Raw genomic sequence first — 22,491 nt, 5'->3', positions numbered from 1 at the left:
CCCTTCGGCCGTGAGGCCTACGCCTCCTCGTCGACCCAGCTCATGAGCTTGCGCAGCTCCTTGCCGGTGGTCTCCAGCAGGTGCTCGGAGTCCTGCTGCTTGTACTCGTTGTACTTCTTCAGACCGCCGTGGTACTCGTCCATCCAGTTCTTGGCGAACGTGCCGTCCTGGATCTCGGCGAGGACCTTCTTCATCTCGGCCTTGGTGGCGTCGGTGATGATGCGCGGGCCGGTGACGTAGTCGCCCCACTCGGCGGTCTCGGAGATCGACCAGCGCATCTTCTCCAGGCCGCCCTCGTACATGAGGTCCACGATCAGCTTCAGCTCGTGCAGGCACTCGAAGTAGGCGATCTCCGGCTGGTAGCCCGCCTCGGTCAGGGTCTCGAAGCCGGCCTTGACCAGGGCCGCGGTGCCACCGCAGAGGACGGCCTGCTCACCGAACAGGTCGGTCTCGGTCTCCTCGGTGAAGGTCGTCTTGATGACGCCGGCGCGGGTGCCGCCGATGCCCTTCGCGTACGACAGGGCCAGCGCGAAGGCGTTGCCGGTCGCGTCCTGCTCGACGGCGGCGATGCAGGGGACGCCGCGGCCCTCCTCGTACTGACGGCGCACCAGGTGGCCCGGGCCCTTCGGGGCGACCATGCAGACGTCCACGCCGGCCGGGGGCTTGATGAAGCCGTAGCGGATGTTCAGGCCGTGGCCGAAGAACAGGGCGTCGCCGTCCTTCAGGTTGTCCTTGATGTCCTTCTCGTAGACCTCGGCCTGGATCGGGTCCGGGACCAGGATCATGATGACGTCCGCCTCGGCGGCGGCCTCGGACGGGCTCACCACGCGCAGGCCCTGCTCCTCGGCCTTGGCCTTGGACTTGGAGCCCTCGTGCAGACCGACGCGCACGTCGACACCGGAGTCGCGCAGCGACAGGGCGTGGGCGTGGCCCTGGCTGCCGTACCCGATGACCGCGACCTTGCGGCCCTGGATGATGGACAGGTCGGCGTCGGCGTCGTAGAACAGCTCGGCCACTGGGTTCTCTCCTTGAGTGCAGGTGTTGCGTCCCACCGTATGCCGGTGGGGGGAAGGGAAGTCTCGGGATCTCGGAATGCGGGCGGCCGGACGTGGCGCCGACCGCCCGTTTCCGTCGTTATGCGGACCGGTCGAGTGCGCGCAGCGAGCGGTCGGTGATCGAACGGGCGCCGCGGCCGATGGCGATCGTGCCGGACTGGACGAGTTCCTTGATGCCGTACGGTTCCAGCATCTTGAGCATGGCGGACAGCTTGTCGCTGCTGCCGGTGGCCTCGATGGTGACGGCCTCCGGGGAGACGTCGACCGTCTTGGCGCGGAAGAGCTGGACGATCTCGACGATCTGGGAGCGCGTCTCGTTGTCGGAGCGCACCTTCACCAGAACGAGTTCACGCTGCACGGCCTGGGAGGGCTCCAGCTCGACGATCTTGAGCACGTTGACCAGCTTGTTGAGCTGCTTGGTGACCTGCTCCAGCGGGAACTCCTCGACGCTCACCACGATGGTGATGCGGGAGATGTCGGGGTGCTCGGTGACACCGACGGCGAGCGAGTCGATGTTGAAGCCGCGGCGGGAGAACAGGGCGGCGATCCGGGCGAGGATGCCGGGCGTGTTCTCCACCAGGACGGAGAGCGTGTGCTTGGACATGTTCTGCTTCCTCTGCTTGGTCCTGACGGCTCTCAGTCGTCTTCGCCGTCGCCGAAGTCGGGGCGGACGTCCCGGGCGGCCATGATCTCGTCGTTGGAGGTGCCGGCGGCGACCATCGGCCAGACCATCGCGTCCTCGTGGACGATGAAGTCGACGACGACGGGGCGGTCGTTGATGGAGTTGGCCTCCTCGATGACCTTGTCGAGGTCGGCGGGGTCCTCGCAGCGGATGGCGTAGCAGCCCATGGCCTCCGACAGCTTCACGAAGTCGGGGACGCGGGTGCCGCGGGCGTCCGGGTTGACGTCCTCGGGGCCGGAGTGCAGCACCGTGTTGGAGTACCGCTGGTTGTAGAACAGGGTCTGCCACTGGCGGACCATCCCGAGGGCGCCGTTGTTGATGACGGCGACCTTGATCGGGATGTTGTTCAGGGCGCAGGTGGTGAGCTCCTGGTTGGTCATCTGGAAGCAGCCGTCGCCGTCGATCGCCCACACGGTCCGGTCGGGCATGCCGGCCTTGGCTCCCATGGCGGCCGGGACGGCGTAGCCCATGGTCCCGGCGCCGCCGGAGTTCAGCCAGGTGGCGGGCTGCTCGTACTGGACGAAGTGCGCGGCCCACATCTGGTGCTGGCCGACACCGGCCGCGAAGATCGTGCCCTCGGGCGCGAGCTGCCCGATGCGCTCGATGACCGCCTGCGGGGAGAGCGAACCGTCCCCGGGCTGGTCGTAGCCCAGGGGGTAGGTCTCGCGCCAGCGGCTGAGGTCCTTCCACCAGGCGGTGTAGTCGCCGCGGTTGCCCTCGGCGTGCTCCTTCTGGACGGCCTGGACGAGGTCGGCGATGACCTCGCGGGCGTCACCGACGATCGGCACGTCGGCCTCGCGGTTCTTGCCGATCTCCGCCGGGTCGATGTCGGCGTGGACGATCTTGGCGTACGGGGCGAAGCTGTCCAGCTTGCCGGTGACGCGGTCGTCGAAGCGGGCTCCGAGGGCGACGATCAGGTCGGCCTTCTGCAGCGCGGTGACGGCGGTGACCGCACCGTGCATGCCCGGCATCCCCACGTGCAGCGGGTGGCTGTCGGGGAACGCGCCGAGCGCCATCAGGGTGGTGGTGACGGGCGCTCCGGTGAGTTCGGCGAGCACCTTCAGCTCGGCGGTGGCCCGGGCCTTGAGGACGCCGCCGCCGACGTAGAGCACCGGGCGCTTCGCGGCGGTGATCAGCTTGGCCGCCTCGCGGATCTGCTTGGCGTGCGGCTTGGTGACCGGGCGGTAGCCGGGCAGGTCCGTGGCCGGCGGCCAGGAGAAGGTCGTCTGCGCCTGCAGCACGTCCTTCGGGATGTCGACCAGGACCGGGCCGGGGCGGCCGGTCGAGGCGATGTGGAACGCCTCCGCGATCGTCTTCGGGATGTCCTCGGCCTTGGTGACCAGGAAGCTGTGCTTGGTGATCGGCATCGTGATGCCGACGATGTCCGCCTCCTGGAAGGCGTCCGTGCCGATCGCCTTGGTGACGACCTGGCCGGTGATCGCGACCAGCGGCACCGAGTCCATGTTCGCGTCGGCGATCGGCGTCACCAGGTTGGTGGCGCCGGGCCCCGAGGTCGCCATGCAGACGCCGACCTTGCCGGTCGCCTGGGCGTAACCGGTGGCCGCGTGGCCCGCGCCCTGCTCGTGACGGACGAGCACGTGGCGCACCCGGCTGGAGTCCATCATCGGGTCGTACGCGGGGAGGATCGTGCCCCCGGGAATGCCGAATACGGTGTCGACCCCGACCTCCTCAAGCGAGCGGATGAGGGACTTCGCACCCGTGACGTGCTCGGGGGCGGACTGTCCTCCGGATCGGGGCCGCGGCTGCGGGTGATGGGCCCCGGTGGCCTGCTCGGTCATCGGCATTCTCTTCTCGATGCTGAGGGTTTTTGCGAGGGTTGGGCGATCTGCGGCTGTTGCTCGGCAGGTGCCTGTGCAACAAAAAACCCCTCGTGCCATAAGGCAAGCGAGGGGAGCGCGCCGGGTGTGGGTCGCTGGGGTCCGGGTCGGTCCGGACGTCACCAGCTTCAGCCGACGCGCTGTCCAAGTACGAGAATTCGGGTGCGCATGGCACTGACCCTCCCTCCGGCACGCACCCACTGTCAAGTGGGTGGGACGGGCGTCTCATTATGTGAGCGGAGGGCCGTGCCGCCTCCCAGGACGGCCGGCAGGCCGGAGCCGACGCCGCCGGCGACCTGGCCGGCGGGAGCGTTGCCGACGCCCGCGCCGACGGCGTACACCCCGGCGCCGCCGCCCGCGAACGCCGGTTCGGCCGGTCCGTGCGGCACCGGGTAGTGGCCGATTCCGAGCGTCCTGCGCAGCCTGTGCTCGTCCAGCGGTCCGGAGAAGGCCATGCCCTGCCCGTGCGTGCAGCCCATCGCGCGCAGGGCGACGATCTGCTCGGGCAGGTCCACGCCGTCGGCCACGGACGTGAGTCCGAGGTCGGTCGCGATGCGCAGCAGCCCACTGGTGATCTTGTGCAGCCGCGCGGACTCCACCACGCCCTCGACCAGGCTCCGGTCGAGCTTGAGGACGTCGACGGGGAGCCGTCTGAGGGCGGTGATCGCCGCGTGGCCGCTGCCGAAGCCGTCGAGCGTGATCCGGACGCCGACCCGCCGGAGGGCGTTCAGCCGGCGCTCCAGCTCGTCCAGGCCGACCCGGGGGTCGGTGTCGGACAGCTCGATCACCAGGGAGCCCGGCGGCAGCCCGTGCCGGGTCAGCAGGGCCTCCACGGTGCCCAGCGGCATGGAGCGGTCGAGCAGCCGCCGGGCGCCGATCCGCACGGCCACCGGCACCGACAGGCCGGCCGCCGCCCGCTCCGCGGCCTGCTCGACGGCCTCCTGGAGCACCCAGCGGTCCAGCTCGGCGGTCTTGTCCCCGTCCTCGGCCACCCGCAGGAACTCGGCCGGGGTGAACAGCACGCCCTGGGACGAGCGCCAGCGCGCCTGGGCGCACACGGACGTGATCCGGCCGTCCGTCAGGGACACCACCGGCTGGTGGAGCAGCGCGAACTCGCCGTCGTGCAGCGCGGCCCGCAGCCGGCCCGCCAGCTCGGCCTTGCGCACGACGTCCTGCTGCATCTGCGGTCGGTACAGCTCGACGCGGCCCTTGCCGCCCGCCTTGGCGCGGTACATGGCGAGGTCGGCGTTGCGCAGCAGCTCGCCCGCGCCGAGACCCGGTTCGGCGAACGCGACGCCGATGGAGGCGTTGACGCGGACGTCGTTGCCGTCGATGAGGTAGGGCTGCGAGAGGGTGGACCTGAGGCGGTCGGCGAGCTCCAGGATGTGCCTCTCGCGTGCGGCCCGGTCGCGGGTGCCGTCCCCGGCGATCAGGGCCGCGAACTCGTCGCCGCCCAGCCGGGAGGCGGTGTCCCCCTTGCGGACGGCCTCCTGGAGCCTGCGGGCGGCCTGGACGAGGAGTTCGTCCCCGGCCTGGTGCCCGATGGTGTCGTTGACCGCCTTGAAGCCGTCGAGGTCGATGAAGAGCACCGCCGTCCCGCGCAGGGCGGCGCCCCGGTCGGAGGCGCGGCGGCCGGACAGGGCCTGCTGGACGCGCCGGGTGAACAGGGCGCGGTTGGGCAGGTCGGTGAGCGGGTCGTGCTCGGCGTTGTGCTGGAGCTGCGCCTGGAGGCGCACCCTCTCGGTCACGTCCCGGCTGTTGAAGATGAGGCCCCCGTGGTGCCGGTTGACGGTCGACTCGACGTTGAGCCAGCCGCCGCCCCCGGACCGGAAGCGGCACTCGATGCGCGTGGTGGGCTCCTCGACCGGGTCCGCGGCGAGGAAGCGGCGCACCTCGTGCACCACGCAGCCGAGGTCCTCCGGGTGGATGATGCCCGCCAGTTCACTGCCGACGAGGTCCTCCGCCGGGCGGCCGTAGACCCCGGCGGCGGCCGGGGAGACGTAGCGGAGGATGCCGTTGGGCGCGGCGATCATGATGACGTCGCTGGAACCCTGCACCAGGGAGCGGAAGTGGTTCTCCTTCTGGGCCAGTTCCTGGGTGAGGGTGATGTTGTCCAGCAGCATGATGCCCTGGCGCACGACGAGCGCGAGCACCACCGTGCCGCAGGTCAGGAGCACCACGCGGTCGACGCTGCGGCCGTTGAGGACGTTGTAGAGGATGCCCAGGGTGCAGACCGCGGCGGCGAGGTAGGGGGTGAGCGCGGCCAGGGAGCCGGCGATCGGCCGGGCGGCCGGGTAGCGGCTCGGCTCGTCACCCGGCGCGGACGCGGGCGGGGAGGCCGGCGCCGGACGACGGTCCGCGGCGCGCCGGCCGGGCACGTGCTCGTGGACCACGCGCGTGTGTCCGCCGGGCCCGTCCTCGCCCTGCGGCCGTCCCCGCCACGACGCGGCCCAGGGGGCGTACGCGAGCAGCAGCGAACCCGCGAACCAGCCGGCGTCGAGCAACTGGCCGGAGCGGTAGCTGTTGTGCATCAGCGGCGAGGTGAACAGCGCGTCGCACATCACCGTCAGGGCGAGCGCGCCGATGGCGGTGTTGACCGTGGACCGTCCCACGGGCGAGCGCCTGAAGTGCAGCGCGAGCACCATGCTGATCAGGGCGATGTCGAGCAGCGGATACGCCACCGAGAGCGCGGCGTGCGCCACGCTGGAGCCGCCCTCGGCCTTGGCCGCCTGGGCGAGGGCCAGGCTCCAGGCCAGGGTCAGCAGCGAACCGCCGATCAGCCAGGCGTCCAGGCCGAGGCAGATCCAGCCCGCCTTGGTCACCGGGCGTTTGGCCAGCACCAGCAGCCCCACGATGGCGGGCGGCGCGAAGCACAGGAAGAACAGGTCGGCATAGCTGGGACTGGGCACCGGCTGCCGCAGGACGACCTCGTACCACCCCCAGACCAGATTGCCCAGGGCCGCCATCGCCGAGGAGAGGGCGAACAGGAGCCAGGCGGGCCGGTAGCGGACCCGGGGGCCGCGGGCGTAGAGGAAGCAGGAGACGGCGGCGGCGCCGGCGGCGGCGCTCAGCCCGAAGTCGCCCATGATCGTGGCGAGGTGCTCGGAACCCCAGCCGAGCGCGGAACCGACGGCGTACCCCGCGCAGACCACGGTCAGGGCGAGTTGGCGGACGAGGGCCGGCCTGCCGACGGCCGGCGCCGGCGCGGGCGGCAGCGGTCCGGACGCGGGCGGCGTCCGCGGCGCTCCGTCCAGGGTGGACACGGGCGTGGGCGGACTCACCGGGGCCTCCCGGTCCGCGCCGCCGTGTCCCACGGGCCCGCGTGCGCCGCGTGCGCCTGCCTTCCGCGGCCGCTCTGGCGCCGCTGGTGATGACCGTGCCGACCGGGCCGGCCCCGCCTGTGCGCGGCCGTGCGCCAGGGTCGCCGGCGGCGGCTCCGCCGCGTCGGGTCGTTCGTCCATAGGCCGTGCATCGCCCGTCGCCCCCCTCACAGTCTGAGTCGTCCGTCCCCGGCGCCGAACGGTGCGCGGCGCGTCCCCTGTCGGACGATACACCAGTCTCGTCACTCAGGGACATAGCTTCTCTACTCTCCGTGACGACCAGGGAATATGCGGGTACCCACCGCGCCCGGGGGGTTGCGGAGGGTACCTGAAACGGATTACCCGCCCGTCGTCAGGATCACGTTGCGCAGCGGCTCCCGGTTCACGAACCGGGTCAGCTGGTCCGTCAGCAGCCGCTTGGCGCGCGGCAGGAAGGCGGACGTCGGTCCGCCGGCGTGCGGGCTGACGAGCACTCCCGGAGCCTGCCACAGGGGGTGGCCCGGCGGCAGCGGTTCGGGGTCGGTGACGTCGAGGGCGGCGGTGAGGCGCCCGCTCTCCAGTTCGGCGAGCAGGGCCTTGGTGTCGACGACGGGGCCGCGCGCCACGTTGACGAGCAGGGCGCCGTCCTTCATCCGGGCCAGGAAGTCCGCGTTCACGAGACCGCGGGTCGCCTCGGTGAGCGGTGTGGAGAGGATGACGACGTCCGCCTCCGGGAGGAGGGCGGGCAGTTCGGTGAGCGGGCGCACCGGACCGCGCGCCGTGGTGCGGGCGGAGCGCGCGACGCGCGCCACCCGCGCGACCTCGAACGGCACGAGCCGGTCCTCGATGGCGGCGCCGATCGACCCGTATCCGACGATGAGCACGGTCCGGTCGGCGAGCGCCGGCCGGAAGCCGCCGAGCCACTCGCCGCGGTCCTGCGCCCGCACGAAGTCGGGGACACCGCGCAGCGACGCCAGGACGAGGGTCAGGGTCAGCTCGGCGGTGCTGGCCTCGTGCACTCCGCGCGCGTTGCACAGCCGTACGCCCGCGGGCAGGTGGCCGAGTCCCGGCTCCACGTGGTCGATGCCGGCGGAGAGCGTCTGGACGACCTGGACGGACCGCATGCGCGGCAGCGGGCGGGTCCCGACGCCGCTGGGCTTCATGTAGGGGACGACGTAGTACGCGCAGTCGGCCGGGTCGGCGGGGAAGTCCTCCTCGCCGTTCCAGTAACGGTAGGCGGGGCCCTCGGGAAGCCCTTCGATCTCGTCCGGCGGGATGGGCAGCCACACGTCAGCAGTCATGTCAGGAGGCTATGTCAGGGCCGTGGGAGGGCAGAGGTTAGGTTGGGTGGCCTGACGAGGGAGGGTCACGACCAGGTGGAGCGCAGGACGATCGGCGCGACGGCACTCGCGGTGGGGGCCGTCGGACTGGGGTGCATGCCGATGAACTGGGCGTACAGCGCGTCGCGGCAGCGGGGCGACGAGTCGGCCAGGGCGGTGCACCGGGCCCTCGATCTGGGCGTCTCCCTGCTGGACACGGCGGACATGTACGGCCCGTTCACCAACGAGCTGCTGCTGGGGCGGGTGTTGAAGGGGCGGCGCTCGGACGCGTTCGTGTCGACGAAGGTCGGACTGCTCGTCGGCGACCAGCACATCGTGGCCAACGGCCGTCCCGGCTACGTGAGGCGCGCCTGCGACGCCTCCCTGCGCCGGCTGCAGACGGACGTCATCGACCTCTACCAGCTGCACCGCGCCGATCCGGAGGTGCCCGTCGAGGAGACCTGGGGCGCGATGGCGGAGCTGGTGCGGGCCGGGAAGGTACGGGCGCTCGGGCTCTGCGCGGTCGGTGCCCGGTCGGCCCGGCGGCCGGGGGCGCGGCTGCACGACGCGACGGTGCGGCAACTGGAGCGGGTGCAGCAGGTCTTCCCGGTGAGCGCCGTGCAGGCCGAGCTGTCGGTGTGGTCGCCGGAGGCGCTGCGGACGCTGCTGCCGTGGTGCGAGAGCAGGGGCGTCGGCTTCCTCGCCGCGATGCCGCTCGGCAACGGCTTCCTGACCGGCACGCTGACCCCCGGGCAGGGCTTCGAACCGGAGGACCTGCGCGCCCGCCATCCCCGTTTCACCGCCGAGATGATGGCCGCCAACCAGCCGATCGTGGCCGGTCTGCGCCGGATCGCGGCCCGGCACGGCGACGACGTCACGCCGGCGCAGGTGGCCCTGGCCTGGGTGCTGGCGCAGGGGCGGCACGTGGTGCCGGTGCCGGGCACCAAGCGGGAGCGCTGGGTGACGCAGAACGCGGGGGCGGCCGCGCTGCGGCTGACCGGGCCCGACCTGGCGGAGATCCGCGACCTGCCGGCGGCGCAGGGCTCGTGGGACTGAGGCGGTTCGCCGGGCCCGGGATCCGGCGACCGGTCCCCCGGAGGGGCCCGGCGGTGTATGACAGGGAGAACCCGCCGCTTCGAAGGGACCTTGATCGTGCGACGTCGATCCGTGACGGCCGTGCTGGCCGCCGCCCTCCTGCTGACGGCCGGCTGCTCCTCCGACGGCGGTGAACCGCCGGGCGCGGACAGGGGCGCCCCCGCGAGCCGTACGGCGGCGGGGTCGTCGTCCCCCGGCCCGGCCGCCGGGGAGACACCGCCCGCGAAGGGCTCCGTGAAGGTGGTCCGCACCGTCGCCACGGGGCTGAAGAGCCCGTGGGGTCTGGCTCCGCTGCCGGACGGCGGACTGCTGGTCTCCTCGCGCGACGGGGCCACGATCACGCGGGTCGACGAGAAGAGCGGCCGGACGACGGAGCTCGGCGAGGTGCCCGGGGTGTCCCCGGCCGGGGAGGGCGGCCTCCTGGGCATCGCCCTCTCCCCCGACTACGCGTCGGACCACATGGTCTACGCGTACTTCACCTCGGCCTCGGACAACCGCATCGTGCGCATGCTCTACGACGCGAGGAAGCCGCCGGGGGAGCAGCTGGGCGCCCCGGACACGGTGTTCAAGGGCATTCCCAAGGGCGTCGTCCACAACGGCGGCCGGATCGCCTTCGGGCCGGACGGGATGCTGTACGCGGGCACGGGCGAGAGCGGTGAGCGGGGCCTGTCGCAGGACAAGGAGTCCCTCGGCGGCAAGATCCTGCGCATGACCCCGGAGGGCGAGCCGGCGCCCGGCAACCCGTTCCCGGACTCCACGGTGTACTCGTACGGGCACCGCAACGTGCAGGGGCTGGCCTGGGATGCGGAGCAGCGGCTGTTCGCCTCGGAGTTCGGCCAGGACACCTGGGACGAGCTGAACGCGATCAGGCCCGGGGGCGACTACGGCTGGCCGCGGGCGGAGGGCAGGTCCGACGACTCCGCCTTCCTGAACCCGGTCGCCCAGTGGAGCACCGACGAGGCCTCGCCCAGCGGCATCGCCTACGCCGGGGGCTGCGTCTGGATGGCGGGCCTGCGCGGCGAGCGGCTGTGGCGCGTCCCGCTGGAGGGCACGCGGACCTCGGCCGACCCGCAGGCGTTCCTGGAGGGCGAGTACGGCCGGCTGCGCACGGTGGCCGCGGCGGGCGGCGACAGGCTGTGGCTCGTCACGAGCGACACGGACGGCCGGGGCGACGTGAAGGACGGGGACGACCGGATCCTGGAGCTGGAGGTGTCGTAGGCGGCGTCCGTCACCCGTCCTCGGCGGGCTCCTCCGGCCCGGTCTCCGGCTTCCCCGGACTCGCCGGGTGGACGACGACCCTGCCCGACGCGAGGTCTATCGGGCCGCGGCCCGGATCACCGTCGCCGACGTCCTCCCGGGTCAGTTCCAGCCGGTTCCGCTCGTCGCGGGTGTGCTTGCGGCCGGGGGCGAACAGCTCCTCGAAAGCGTTGAACACGCGGGCTCCCTCGATCGGCGTCCTTCCAGCGTAGGCCTCAGCCGGCCGGACGGGTCGCGAGCGTCCCGTCCGGGAACAGCGCCATCCGGTGCGCCAGGGCCGCCGCTTCGCCGCGGCCTGATACGCCGAGCTTGGCCAGGATGTTGGAGACGTGGACGCTGGCGGTCTTGGGCGAGATGAAGAGCTCCTCGGCTATCTGGCGGTTGGTGCGGCCGTCGGCGACCAGGCGCAGGACGTCGCGTTCCCGGCTGGTGAGACCGAGTGCGCCGGCCGGGTCGGCGGGGACGGTGGCCGGTCCGGCGGCACGGCCGAGGACGAGTCCGGCGCGCTGGGCGAGCAGGGCGACGGCGTCGCCGAGGGGGCGGGCGCCGAGGTGGCCGGCGACGGTGCGGGCGAGGTGGAGCAGTTCCGTGGCGCGGGCCCGCCCGTCGTCGCCGCCGGCGGCCAGCAGGGCGCCGGCCAGCCGGTGACGGACGCGGGCGAGCTCGTAGGGCCGCTCCAGGCGCTCGAACGCGGTGACGGTCTCCGACCAGGCCCGCACGGTGTCGCAGCCCCGGGCCCGGTCGAGTTCGGCGCGGACCCACCGCTCGTGGGCGAGCCAGACCGGGACGCCCGTGGTGAGCGACTTGGCGGCCCCGGCGAGGCGTTCGAGGGCCTCGGCGCGGCCCTCCTCGGCGGCCGGCAGGCTGCGGGCGTCGGCCTCGGCCTCGGCGGCGGCCAGCAGCAGGGGCCAGCCGTAACGCTGGGTGCCGGGCGGGAAGCCGGCCGCCAGGGCCCGGTCGAGTTCGGCGCGGGCGTCCGGGACGCGGCCCTCGGCGGCGGCGATGCCGATGGCGAGGGTGGCCAGCGGCAGCCGGTACTGGGGCACGGGGTCGAGCGCGCCGTACACGGAGCGGGCCTCGGCGAGCAGCCGGGCGGCCTCGGCCGTCTCACCGCGGGCGAGCGCGACGACGGCACGCTTGATGCAGGCGCCGCCGCGCGGTGCGGGGCCCCGGCCCGGGGCCCCGGCGGTGGCGGCGGCCTCGAGCGCCTCGTCCCAGCGGCCCAGGGAGACGAGGGACTCGGCGAGGTTGCCCCACACCCAGGCCTCGGACTCCAGCAGGCCGGTCCGGCGGGTGAGGTCGATGCCCTCGCGCAGGATGCCGACCGCCTCCTCGGAGCGGCCGATGCTCTCCAGGACCGAGGGCAGGTTGACGTGGCTGCGGGCGACCACGACGGACTGTCCCTGCGCCACGACCCGGTCCCGGACCTGGTACATCTCGGCGAGCCCCGCGTCGATGTGACCGGCGTCGACCATCAGACCGCCGAGGGTGAGCCGGGCGTTGAGCTCGATGTCGGCGGCGCCCACCATCCGCGCGTACTCCACGGCGCGCTCCGCGGCGGTCACGGCCTCCGGGCCGGGGCAGTGGAGCATCGACCAGTTGGCCGACATGGCCAGCACCTCGGCGTGCACCTGGGAGGGCGGCAGGCCGCGGACCAGTTCCTGGGCGATGCCGAGTTCCCGCCAGCCGTCGCCGCGGCCCTGGGCCTGGACCAGCAGGGAGCGCTGCGTCCAGAACCAGGCGGCGCGCTGCGGGTCCCGTCCGTTCGGCCGGGCGTCGGAGCCGGGTTCCTGCTCCTCCTCCAGCAGGCGCAGCGCCCGCTTGGTGATCTTCAGGGCCCGCTCGCGCTCCCCGCACAGCCGTCCGGCCACGGCGGCCTCGGCCATCAGGTCCAGGTAGCGCAGGGGCGCGGTCTGCGGGTGGCAGCCGCAGGGCGGATAGACCTCGGTGTAGTCGACGGGGCGCAGGGTGGCGCGTACGTCGTCGGGGGCGGAGTCCCACAGTTCCATGGCCCTCTCCAGCAGCCGGAGCTGCTCGGAGTAGGCGTGGCGGCGGCGGGCCTCCACGGAGGCGTCCAGTACGGCGGGCAGGGCCTTGGCCGGATCGTGGGCGTGGTACCAGTAGCTGGCCAGGCGCATCACGCGCTCGGCGGCGGGCACCAGCGTCGGATCGGCGTCCAGGGCCTCGGCGTAGCGTCGGTTGAGGCGGGAGCGCTCGCCGGGGAGCAGGTCGTCGGCGACGGCCTCGCGGACCAGGGAGTGGCGGAAGCGGTAGCCGTCGCCGTCGGGCGCGGGGAGCAGGAGGTTGGCGTTGACGCCGGCCCGCAGTGCCTCGATGAGGTCGTCCTCGGCGAGGGAGGCGACGGCGGCGAGCAGCCGGTACTCGACGGTGGAGCCGCCCTCGGCGACGATCCGGGCGACGCGCTGCGCGCTCTCCGGCAGGGCTTCGACGCGGACCAGGAGCAGGTCGCGCAGGGAGTCGGTGAGGCCGGTGCGGCAGCCCGCGTGGGCGGCGACGGCGAGCTCCTCGACGAAGAAGGCGTTGCCGTCGGAGCGTTCGAAGATCTCGTCGACCTGGAGCGGGTCGGGTTCGTGGGCGAGAATGCCGGCGATCTGGCGGCCGACCTCCTCACGGGTGAAGCGGCCGAGTTCGATGCGGCGGACGGTGCGCAGGCGGTCGAGTTCGGCGAGCAGGGGGCGCAGCGGGTGGCGGCGGTGGATGTCGTCGGAGCGGTAGGTGGCCAGGACGACGAGGCGGCCGGTGCGCAGGGTGCGGAAGAGGTAGGCGAGCAGGTGGCGGGTGGAGGCGTCGGCCCAGTGCAGGTCCTCCAGGACGAGGACGACGGTGTGCCGGGCGGCGACGCGCTCCAGCAGGCGGGCGGTGAGCTCGAAGAGGCGGGCCATGCTCTCCTCGTCGTGCCGGCCGCCGCCGGGGCCGGCGGCGGTCTCGCACAGTTCGGGCAGCAGCCGGGCCAGTTCCTCCTCCTGTCCGGCGGCAGCGGCGGCCAGTTCCCCGGGCAGTTCGCGGCGCAGGGCGCGCAGCGCGGTGGAGAGGGGGGCGAAGGGCAGTCCGTCGGCGCCGATCTCGACGCAGCCGCCGAGCGCGACGACGGCGCCCTGCCGGCGTGCGGCGCCGGCGAACTCCTCGACGAGGCGGGTCTTGCCGACGCCCGCCTCGCCGCCGAGCAGCAGCGCCTGCGGCTCTCCCCCGGCGCCGGACGTCCGGGAGGCGCCCCCGCCGGCGGCGCGGGCGAGTAAGTCGTGCAACGTGTCCAGTTCGCCTGCGCGGCCGACGAACACGGGACTGACGGACCTGGTCTCCACGTGCCCGAGCATCGCACGCGGGTCCGGCGGCAGGTCACCGGTTTTCGGGAGGAGGGCGGCGGGCGGCACGACGGCGGGGAGGGAGGCCGTACGGCCTCCCTCCCCTGTTCCCCCGTTCACGCCGGCCGGGCGAGCCGGTGCCGGCGGAACCGGAACGTATGGCTCTCCGCCGGCGCGGCTTCGCCGCGGGCGTCCCGACGGGCGGCGCGGTGGGCGCGGACGGCCTCGCGGGCCAGCCTGGCCTGGTCGGCGCGGCGGATCAGTTCGACGGTGCGGAGCTGCTGGATCTCGTACTCGTACACGGTGTGTCCCTCGGTGAGAAGCCGGTTTCGGATTCGCTCGCTGCGATGCCTCAACCTTCGTCTCCCAGGGGGGCCGGCCACATCGGGTGAGTTCCGCATCTTCGGCGCCCCGTCGGGGCCTTAGACACGGCTGAGGGGTCTTAGGGCGCGCGCCGGGGGCGCGCTGATGCCCTAAGACCCCTCGAGGAGCCCGGTCAGCCGGCGGACGGCAGCCCCAGCAGGACGTCCGTGTACTTGAGGACGGCCAGGAGCAGCCCGATGACGCCGAGCGCGACGCCCGCCCAGGCGACCGACTTGATCCACGGCGCCTGCGGCCTGCCGGGGGCGCCGAAGGCGGGCCGGGCCAGCACGACGACGCCGACGATCAGCGCGACCAGGGCGAACAGGCCGCCCCACAGCGCGGTGGCGTGCCAGGCGTTGCCGTAGCCCTTCTCGATCAGCGTGGCGACGTCGGAGGACGACGAGGTCTCCAGCTGGCCGACCAGCGACTCGCGGGCGGAGGCCACAGTGCCGACCCAGCTGCCGGTCAGCGAGACGACGCCCAGCCCGGCGGAGACGACGGCACCGGCGCCCTGGCCGACGCCGGTGGGGCCGTCCTTCCCGACGGCACCGGCCTCGGCGTCGGTCCCGGCGTCGGTCCCGGACGCGTCCGCCGCGGTGGCGTCGGCCGCGGTGGCGTCACCGTCCGCGGCCGTGTTCTCGGCGGCCCCGGTCTTCGCCACCTCGTCCGCCTTGTCCTGGTCGGTCCTGCCGGCGGTCTCGTCCACTGTCTTCGTTCCCATGCCTCGCACCGTACGGACGCTCTCTGAGAGGTCCCTTAATGATCGTCGTGAGCGCCGCGCGCGCGTGCCGCACGCCACTCGGGCGCCAGTACCGCCCACACCTCCGTGTCCTGGCGGACGCCCCGGTAGGGGAAGGTCTCGCGCAGCACGCCCTCCCGCATCATGCCGAGTCGCCGGGCGACGTCGACACTGGGGGTGTTCGCGGACGACGCGTGCCACTCCACGCGGTGCATGCCGCGTTCCTCGAAGGCCCAGTCGATCAGGACGCGGGCGCCGCGGGTGACCAGGCCCCGGCCCGTTCCGGCGGGCTCCAGCCAGCAGCCGATCTCGCAGACGCCGGTGGCCGCGTCGAAGACGCGGAAGAGCAGCCCGCCGACGAGCGTGCCGTCCAGCCACAGCCCGTGCAGGAAGCCGCTGTCGGCGGCGTGCCGGTCGGCGTAGGACTGGAGCAGCTCCCGGGCGGAGTCGACGTCGGTGGCCTTCGCGCCGAAGGGGATGTGCCGGGTGATGAAGTCCCTGCCCCGGTCCAGGTGGGCCAGGAACTCCTCGGCGTGCCACGTCTCCAGGGGGCGCAGTTCGGCTCCGTCGTCACCCAGTGATATCGCGTACATCGCGCTGCCGTTCCTCCTTCGCCAGGACGTCCGCCACCTCGGCGTCCGCCGCCGCGGCCAGCCTCTCATGGGCGGCACGGCACTCGGGCGGCTCGATGCTGAGGCGGGGCAGCCAGGCTTCCAGCCGGCGCGGCAGCCACCAGTTGGCCCGGCCGAGCAGGTGCATCAGCGCGGGCACCAGGAGCGTGCGGAGCACGAAGGCGTCCAGGGCGACGGCGGCGGCGAGGGCGATGCCGAACATGGCGATCACCCGGTCGCCGCTGAGCACGAAGGCGAGGAACACCGAGATCATGATGACCGCGGCGGAGTTGATCACCCGGCTGGTCTCGGCGAGGCCGACGCGGACGGCACGGCGGTTGTCGCCGGTCTCCAGCCACTCCTCGTACATGCGGCTGACCAGGAAGACCTGGTAGTCCATGGAGAGCCCGAACAGCACCGAGACCATGATCACGGGCAGGAAGGGCTCGATCGGGCCGGCACTGCCGAGGCGGAGCAGCTCGCTCCCCCAGCCCCACTGGAAGATCGCCACGACGACGCCGAAGGCGGCGGCCACGGCGGCGACGTTCATGGCCGCGGCCTTGAGGGGGATGGCGACGGAGCGGAAGGCCAGCAGGAGCAGCAGGCAGCCGAGACCGACGACGACGCCGACGAAGAGGGGCAGCTTGCCGACGATGACGTCGGCGAAGTCGTCGTAGCCGGCCGTCACGCCGCCCACGTGGACGTCGAGCGCGGTGCCGGACTCGGTGCGCGGCAGCACCTCGGAGCGCAGCCGCTCGACCAGGTCGCTGGTCTGCCGGGACTGCGGCGCGGACTCGGGTATGACGGTGAGGTACGCGGCGTCGCCGCCGGAGTTGTACGTCACCGGTGTGACCGAGGAGACGCCCTCGGTGGTGCGCAGGGTGGCGTCGAGGTTGTCCAGTGCGAGGCGGTCCTCGGCGCCGCGGACCTCGGTGACCAGGGTGAGCGGGCCGTTGACGCCGGGGCCGAAGCCGTCGGCGAGCAGGTCGTAGGCCTGGCGGGTGGTCGTGCCCCGGGGGTCGTTGCCCTGGTCGGAGGTGCCCAGGCGCAGGCCGAGAGTGGGCAGGGCGAGGACGGTGACGACGACGAGGGCGAGGGCGCCGAGCAGCTTGGGCCGGCGCTCGACGAAGGCCGACCAGCGGGCGGCGAACCCGGTGGGCATCTCCGGCTCGGGTCCGTGCTCGGCGAGCCGGCGCCGCTCGCGCCGGCTCAGGGCGCGCGGGCCGATGTACGACAGCAGGGCAGGCAGCAGGGTGACGGAGGCCGCGACGGTGAGGATCACGGTCAGCGAGGCGGCGAGGGCGACCCCGTTGAGGAAGCTGAGCCGGAGGATCAGCATGCCCAGGAGGGCGATGCAGACGGTGGCACCCGCGAAGACGACAGCTCGTCCGGTGGTTGCGACGGCGTCGGCGGCGGCCTCGGTGACGGACAGGCCCCGCTTCAGTCCGCGCCGGTGCCGGGTGACGATGAACAGCGCGTAGTCGATGCCCACGCCGAGGCCGATGAGGGTGCCCAGCATGGGCGCGAAGTCGGCGACGGTCATGGCGTGGCCGAGGAGGGTGATGCCGGCGTAGGCGGTGCCGACGGAGACCAGCGCGGTGGCGATGGGCAGCAGGGCCGCGGCGACGGAGCCGAAGGCGAGGAAGAGGACGACCGCGGCCACGGCCACGCCGACGGCCTCGGCGAGGTGCCCGTCGCCGGTCTCGGTGAGCGCTATGGCGCTGCCGCCCAGTTCGACCCGGAGCCCGTCGGTCTCGGCCGCCTCGGCCGTGTCGACCACGGCCCGCGCCTGGGCCACGTCGATGTCCTGGGAGGCGGCTGCGAAGGTGACGGTCGCGTAGGCGGTGTCGGCGTTCTCGCTGATCCGGTGCGAGTCGGGGTCGTCGTACGGATTGGTGACCTCGGCCACCCCGGGCAGCTCGGCGACGCGGTCCAGGGTGCGGGTCATGGTCTGCTCGACGTCGGCGGCGCGGACGGTGCCGGTCGTGGTGTGCCAGACGATCGTGTCGCTGTCGCCGCCGAGGCCGGGGAAGCCGGATTCGAGCAGCCGGTAGGCGCGGTCGGAGCCGGTGCCGGGGATCCCGTAGTCGTTGGAGTACGCGGAGCCGACGACCGTAGCGGCCGTGGCCACGCCGCCGAGGACGAGCAGCCAGAGCAGGACGGCGGTGAGGCGACGTCGAACACACCAGCGTGCGAGGGCTGCCACGAACGTGCTCCCAGGGTGTCTGATTGTTGATCTTTGTCCGGGAACAGTCGTTCATGGTGTGAACAGCCCGCAAAGAACACATGAGCAAGGTGAGAACACTCTTGCAGCCATACGTGATCATTTGCGGACTTAGTGGCCTTATTCACAAGACCGGGAGACGCCCCGCCGGGCGGTCAGGTGACCTCCGCGGAGCCACGCGGCCGGAAATGCGGGTGCGCGCCGCACCGTTCACCGGTATGCATGGCTGTCCATGACCGACCTCACGCATCCCGCCTGTCCGCGCAGCAACCGCTACGACCCGCGCTGGATCATCGAGCACCAGATGGGCCCGCATCCGCTGTGGCTGCTGGAATGGCTGGCCCCGGCCCTCGGCCTCGACGGCCTGCCGCCCGGCGCCCGGGTCCTGGACCTGGGCTGCGGGCGGGCGCTCACCTCGGTCTTCCTGGCCCGGGAGTACGACCTCCAGGTCACCGCCGCCGACCTGTGGATCCGGCCCGACGAGAACGCGCGGCGCATCGCCGGGGCGGGCGTCGCGGACCGGGTGCTGGCGGTGCACGCCGAGGCGCACGACCTGCCCTTCGGCGAGGGCACGTTCGACGCGGTCGTCAGCATCGACGCCTACCAGTACTTCGGCACCGCCGACCTCTACCTGCCCACGCTCACCCGGCTGCTGAAGCCCGGGGGACGGATCGGCGTCGTCGTACCGGCGCTGCGGGAGGAGCTGGAGGGCGTGGAGCCTCCGGAGCACCTGAAGCCGCACTGGGACCCGGGCTTCTGGTCGTTCCACTCCCCCGCATGGTGGCGACGGCACTGGACGCGCAGCGGCGCCGTGGAGGTCGAGGCCGCCGACTGGCAGCCGGACGGCTGGCGGGACTGGCTGCGGTGGAGCGAGGTGTGCGCCGAGGAGAGCCCGAGCGAGTTCATGGCGGGGATGGCGCGCGACTCGGTGGAGCTGCTGCGCGCCGACCAGGGGCGCGTGCTCGGCTTCGCCCGGGTGGTGGGGCGCCGCACGGCGTGACGCGCCGCGCCCCTCGGCGTGGCACACCCGGCACGGCACACCGAGGGGGATGCATCGTGACCGATGCATCCCCCGGAGCGGTGAGAGCCGGCGTCAGCCCTCGACGCCCAGCTTCTGGAGGATCAGCTCCTTGACGCGGGCCGCGTCCGCCTGACCCCGGGTCGCCTTCATGACCGCGCCGACCAGGGCGCCGGCCGCGGCCACCTTGCCGCCGCGGATCTTGTCGGCCACGCCCGGGTTGCCGGCGATGGCCTCGTCGACGGCGGCGGTCAGCGCGCCCTCGTCGGAGACGACCTTCAGGCCGCGCTTGTCGACGACCTCGTCCGGCGTGCCCTCACCGGCGAGAACGCCCTCGATGACCTGGCGGGCCAGCTTGTCGTTCAGGTCGCCCTTCGTGACCAGCTCGGCGACCCGGGCCACCTGCTGCGGCGTGATCGCCAGCTCGTCCAGCGGCTTCTGGGACTCGTTGGCGCTGCGGGCCAGCTCGCCCATCCACCACTTGCGGGCGGAGGCCGCGTCGGCGCCGGCGTCGATCGTGGCGACGATCAGGTCCAGCGCGCCGGCGTTGAGGATGGCCTGCATGTCGGTGCCGGAGACGCCCCACTCCTCGCGGAGCCGGTTGCGGCGCACCAGCGGCAGTTCGGGCAGGGCGGACCGGATCTCCTCGACCCACTCGCGGGACGGGGCGACCGGCACCAGGTCGGGCTCCGGGAAGTACCGGTAGTCCTCGGCCTCCTCCTTCACGCGGCCCGAGGTCGTGGACCCGGTGTCCTCGTGGAAGTGGCGGGTCTCCTGGATGATCGTGCCGCCGCCGCTCAGGACCGCGGCGTGCCGCTGGATCTCGAAGCGGGCCGCGCGCTCCACGGACCGCAGCGAGTTCACGTTCTTGGTCTCGGAGCGGGTGCCGAACTTCTCGGTGCCGTGCGGACGCAGCGACAGGTTCACGTCGCAGCGCATCTGGCCCATCTCCATCCGGGCCTCGGACACGCCGAGCGCGCGGATGACCTCGCGCAGCTCGCGGACGTACGCCCGCGCGACCTCCGGCGCACGCTCCCCCGCGCCCTCGATCGGCTTGGTGACGATCTCGATGAGCGGGATGCCGGCGCGGTTGTAGTCCAGCAGGGAGTGGGACGCGCCGTGGATGCGGCCGGTGGCACCGCCGACGTGCGTCGACTTGCCGGTGTCCTCCTCCATGTGGGCGCGCTCGATCTGGACGCGGAAGGTCTCGCCGTCCTCCAGCTGCACGTCGAGGTAGCCGTCGAAGGCGATCGGCTCGTCGTACTGGGAGGTCTGGAAGTTCTTCGGCATGTCCGGATAGAAGTAGTTCTTCCGGGCGAAGCGGCACCACTCGGCGATCTCGCAGTTCAGCGCGAGGCCGATCTTGATCGCGGACTCGACTCCGGTCGCGTTGACGACCGGGAGCGCGCCGGGCATGCCGAGGCAGACCGGGCAGGTCTGGGTGTTCGGGTCGGCGCCGAGCGCGGTCGAACAGCCGCAGAACATCTTGGTCTTGGTGCCGAGTTCGACATGGACCTCGAGGCCCATGACGGGGTCGTACGACGCCAGCGCGTCCTCGTACGACACCAGGTCGGTCGTGGTGGTCACGGTGAAACTTCCCTCTCAGCCCAGCAGGACGTCGTCGTCGCCCAGCCGCTTCAGCTCGCGGTAGAGGATGGCGAGGCCGGTGACGATGGCGGCGGCGGACACGGCGGCGTCGACCAGACGGAGCGTGTCGCTCTCGGCGCGGGCGAGCTTCGCCTGCTTGGCGACGCTGAACGCGCCGAACGCGGTGGTGGCCATGGACAGGTACAGGCCGTTCTTGGACTTCTTGAAGCCCTTGGCCTTCGACAGCTTGCTCACAGCGACGGAGCCTCCTCCAGCAGCGGGTGTCCCCACTTTTCCACGAAGGCGGCCTCGACGGTCGCTCCGACCTTGTAGAGCCGGTCGTCCTTCATGGCGGGGGCGATGATCTGCAGGCCCACCGGCAGGTTGTCCTCGGGGGCGAGGCCGCAGGGCAGCGACATGGCCGCGTTGCCCGCCAGGTTGGTGGGGATGGTGCACAGGTCGGCCAGGTACATCGCCATCGGGTCGTCGGCGCGCTCGCCGATCGCGAAGGCGGTGGTCGGGGTCGTCGGGGAGACGATCACGTCGACCTGTTCGAAGGCCTTCTCGAAGTCCCGCGTGATGAGGGTGCGGACCTTCTGGGCGCTGCCGTAGTACGCGTCGTAGTAGCCGGAGCTCAGGGCGTACGTGCCGAGCATGATGCGGCGCTTGACCTCGGGGCCGAAGCCGGCCTCGCGGGTCAGGGAGGTGACCTCCTCCGCGGAGTGCGTGCCGTCGTCGCCGGTCCGCAGGCCGTAGCGCAGGCCGTCGAAGCGGGCGAGGTTGGAGGAGCACTCCGAGGGGGCGATCAGGTAGTACGCCGACAGGGCGAGGTCGAAGGACGGGCAGTCCAGCTCGACGATCTCGGCGCCCAGTTCCCTCAGCAGCTCGACGGACTCGTCGAAGCGCTGGATGACGCCGGCCTGGTAGCCCTCGCCGCGGAACTGCTTGACGACGCCGACGCGCATGCCCTCGACGCTGCCGTTGCGGGCGGCCTCGACGACCGGCGGGACCGGGGCGTCGATGGAGGTGGAGTCCATCGGGTCGTGCCCGGCGATCACCTCGTGCAGCAGGGCCGCGTCCAGGACCGTGCGGGCACAGGGGCCGCCCTGGTCGAGGGAGGAGGAGAAGGCCACCATGCCGTAGCGGGAGACGCCGCCGTACGTCGGCTTGACGCCGACCGTGCCGGTGACGGCCGCGGGCTGGCGGATGGAGCCGCCGGTGTCGGTGCCGATGGCGAGCGGGGCCTGGAAGGCGGCCAGGGCCGCGGAGGAGCCGCCGCCGGAGCCGCCGGGGATCCTGGTGAGGTCCCAGGGGTTGCCGGTGGGACCGTAGGCGCTGTTCTCGGTGCTGGACCCCATGGCGAACTCGTCCATGTTGGTCTTGCCGAGGATGACGACGTCGGCGGCCTTCAGGCGCTTGGTGACGGTCGCGTCGTACGGCGGGATCCAGCCCTCGAGGATCTTCGAACCGACCGTCGTGGGCACGCCCTCGGTGGTGAAGATGTCCTTGAGCGCGAGCGGGACGCCGGCCAGCGGGCCGAGCTTCTCGCCGCGCTCGCGCTTGGCGTCCACGGCACGGGCCTGGGCGAGGGCGCCCTCGCGGTCGACGTGCAGGAAGGCGTGCACCTTCTCGTCGACGGCCTCGATGCGGGCCAGGTGCGCCTCGGTGACCTCGACCGCGGTCAGCTCGCCGGAGGCGATCTTCGCGGCGATCTCGGCCGCGGTGAGCTTGATGATGTCGCTCATGGCGGTTACTCCTCCCCCAGGATCTGCGGCACCTTGAAACGCTGCTGCTCCTGGGCCGGGGCGCCGGAGAGCGCCTGCTCGGGCGTGAGCGACGGACGGACCTCGTCCGGCCGCATGACGTTCGTCAGCGGGAGCGGGTGAGAGGTCGGCGGTACGTCTTGGTCGGCGACCTCGCTGACGCGGGCGACCGCGCCGATGATGTCGTCCAGCTGTCCCGCGAAGTGCTCGAGCTCTTCGGGCTTCAGCTCCAGACGCGCCAGCCGGGCGAGGTGGGCGACCTCCTCGCGCGTGATGCCAGGCATGCAGCGTTCCTCTGGGGTGAGTGCGTGTGTTTCG

18 protein-coding genes are annotated in these 22,491 nt (G+C 72.7%); 3 read left to right on the top strand and 15 right to left on the bottom strand.

Annotation, left to right across the window (positions count from 1 at the left end; all coding sequences use genetic code 11):
* Positions 1-17: 17 nt before the first annotated feature.
* The 5 genes from ilvC to ACZ4V6_RS31340 form a co-directional block, all read right to left on the bottom strand.
* A complete protein-coding gene (gene ilvC, locus ACZ4V6_RS31360; RefSeq protein ID WP_467833948.1) occupies positions 18-1,016 on the bottom strand; it encodes a ketol-acid reductoisomerase in 999 nt (332 codons plus the stop codon).
* 118 nt (positions 1,017-1,134) lie between these two features.
* Entirely contained in the window at positions 1,135-1,659 is a 525-nt protein-coding gene (gene ilvN, locus ACZ4V6_RS31355) for an acetolactate synthase small subunit (RefSeq protein ID WP_467833947.1), read from the bottom strand.
* Positions 1,660-1,691: 32 nt separating this feature from the next.
* The gene (locus tag ACZ4V6_RS31350; RefSeq protein WP_467833945.1) at positions 1,692-3,536 is read right to left on the bottom strand and encodes an acetolactate synthase large subunit; all 1,845 of its coding nucleotides are present in this window, start codon (positions 3,534-3,536) and stop codon (positions 1,692-1,694) included.
* Positions 3,537-3,778: 242 nt separating this feature from the next.
* Entirely contained in the window at positions 3,779-6,856 is a 3,078-nt protein-coding gene (locus tag ACZ4V6_RS31345; protein ID WP_467833943.1) for a putative bifunctional diguanylate cyclase/phosphodiesterase, read from the bottom strand.
* 377 nt (positions 6,857-7,233) lie between these two features.
* Positions 7,234-8,175, bottom strand: a complete 942-nt coding sequence (locus tag ACZ4V6_RS31340) for a 2-hydroxyacid dehydrogenase (RefSeq protein WP_467833942.1) — start codon at positions 8,173-8,175, stop codon at positions 7,234-7,236.
* Between the two features lie 75 nt (positions 8,176-8,250).
* Between ACZ4V6_RS31340 and ACZ4V6_RS31335 the strand changes: the two genes are divergently transcribed.
* Together ACZ4V6_RS31335 and ACZ4V6_RS31330 are read left to right on the top strand one after the other, a co-directional pair.
* Positions 8,251-9,249, top strand: coding sequence for an aldo/keto reductase (locus tag ACZ4V6_RS31335; protein WP_467833941.1), 999 nt, complete (start codon positions 8,251-8,253; stop codon positions 9,247-9,249).
* 57 nt (positions 9,250-9,306) lie between these two features.
* Positions 9,307-10,506, top strand: a complete 1,200-nt coding sequence (locus ACZ4V6_RS31330) for a PQQ-dependent sugar dehydrogenase (protein ID WP_467833940.1) — start codon at positions 9,307-9,309, stop codon at positions 10,504-10,506.
* 10 nt (positions 10,507-10,516) lie between these two features.
* Here ACZ4V6_RS31330 and ACZ4V6_RS31325 read toward each other — a convergent pair whose 3' ends face one another.
* From ACZ4V6_RS31325 to ACZ4V6_RS31300, 6 genes are all read right to left on the bottom strand, one after another.
* A complete protein-coding gene (locus tag ACZ4V6_RS31325) occupies positions 10,517-10,723 on the bottom strand; it encodes a DUF6191 domain-containing protein (protein ID WP_467833938.1) in 207 nt (68 codons plus the stop codon).
* 37 nt (positions 10,724-10,760) lie between these two features.
* Positions 10,761-13,880, bottom strand: coding sequence for a helix-turn-helix transcriptional regulator (locus ACZ4V6_RS31320; protein WP_467833937.1), 3,120 nt, complete (start codon positions 13,878-13,880; stop codon positions 10,761-10,763).
* Between the two features lie 104 nt (positions 13,881-13,984).
* On the bottom strand, positions 13,985-14,170 hold the full coding sequence (locus tag ACZ4V6_RS31315) for a hypothetical protein (protein ID WP_467833935.1): 186 nt from the start codon (positions 14,168-14,170) through the stop codon (positions 13,985-13,987).
* A 194-nt stretch (positions 14,171-14,364) separates the two neighbouring features.
* Complete coding sequence (locus ACZ4V6_RS31310) at positions 14,365-14,952, bottom strand: hypothetical protein (protein WP_467833934.1); 588 nt, start codon at positions 14,950-14,952, stop codon at positions 14,365-14,367.
* A 35-nt stretch (positions 14,953-14,987) separates the two neighbouring features.
* The gene (locus ACZ4V6_RS31305; protein WP_467833932.1) at positions 14,988-15,563 is read right to left on the bottom strand and encodes a GNAT family N-acetyltransferase; all 576 of its coding nucleotides are present in this window, start codon (positions 15,561-15,563) and stop codon (positions 14,988-14,990) included.
* A complete protein-coding gene (locus tag ACZ4V6_RS31300; protein ID WP_467833930.1) occupies positions 15,541-17,787 on the bottom strand; it encodes an MMPL family transporter in 2,247 nt (748 codons plus the stop codon). The genes ACZ4V6_RS31305 and ACZ4V6_RS31300 overlap by 23 nt, the downstream gene beginning before the upstream one ends.
* Before the next feature lie 250 nt (positions 17,788-18,037).
* Between ACZ4V6_RS31300 and ACZ4V6_RS31295 the strand changes: the two genes are divergently transcribed.
* Entirely contained in the window at positions 18,038-18,805 is a 768-nt protein-coding gene (locus tag ACZ4V6_RS31295) for an SAM-dependent methyltransferase (RefSeq protein WP_467833929.1), read from the top strand.
* Between the two features lie 93 nt (positions 18,806-18,898).
* Here ACZ4V6_RS31295 and gatB read toward each other — a convergent pair whose 3' ends face one another.
* From gatB to gatC, 4 genes are read right to left on the bottom strand one after another with little or no spacing between them, the layout of a single operon-like run.
* Positions 18,899-20,410 (bottom strand): Asp-tRNA(Asn)/Glu-tRNA(Gln) amidotransferase subunit GatB, encoded by a 1,512-nt coding sequence (gene gatB, locus ACZ4V6_RS31290; protein ID WP_467833927.1) that lies wholly within the window; start codon positions 20,408-20,410, stop codon positions 18,899-18,901.
* A 15-nt stretch (positions 20,411-20,425) separates the two neighbouring features.
* Complete coding sequence (locus tag ACZ4V6_RS31285; RefSeq protein WP_043504295.1) at positions 20,426-20,665, bottom strand: hypothetical protein; 240 nt, start codon at positions 20,663-20,665, stop codon at positions 20,426-20,428.
* A complete protein-coding gene (gatA, locus tag ACZ4V6_RS31280) occupies positions 20,662-22,155 on the bottom strand; it encodes an Asp-tRNA(Asn)/Glu-tRNA(Gln) amidotransferase subunit GatA (protein ID WP_467833925.1) in 1,494 nt (497 codons plus the stop codon). The genes ACZ4V6_RS31285 and gatA overlap by 4 nt, the downstream gene beginning before the upstream one ends.
* Positions 22,156-22,160: 5 nt before the next feature.
* Positions 22,161-22,457 carry an Asp-tRNA(Asn)/Glu-tRNA(Gln) amidotransferase subunit GatC gene (gene gatC, locus ACZ4V6_RS31275; protein WP_003973500.1) on the bottom strand — a complete coding sequence of 99 codons (297 nt, stop codon included), beginning with the start codon at positions 22,455-22,457 and terminating at the stop codon, positions 22,161-22,163.
* Between the last annotated feature and the right edge of the window lie 34 nt (positions 22,458-22,491).

The sequence above is a fragment of the Streptomyces sp. NPDC029152 genome (assembly GCF_055564355.1).
Note: the sequence above shows the minus strand (reverse complement) of the source record. Positions and strands in the feature narration are given on the sequence as shown.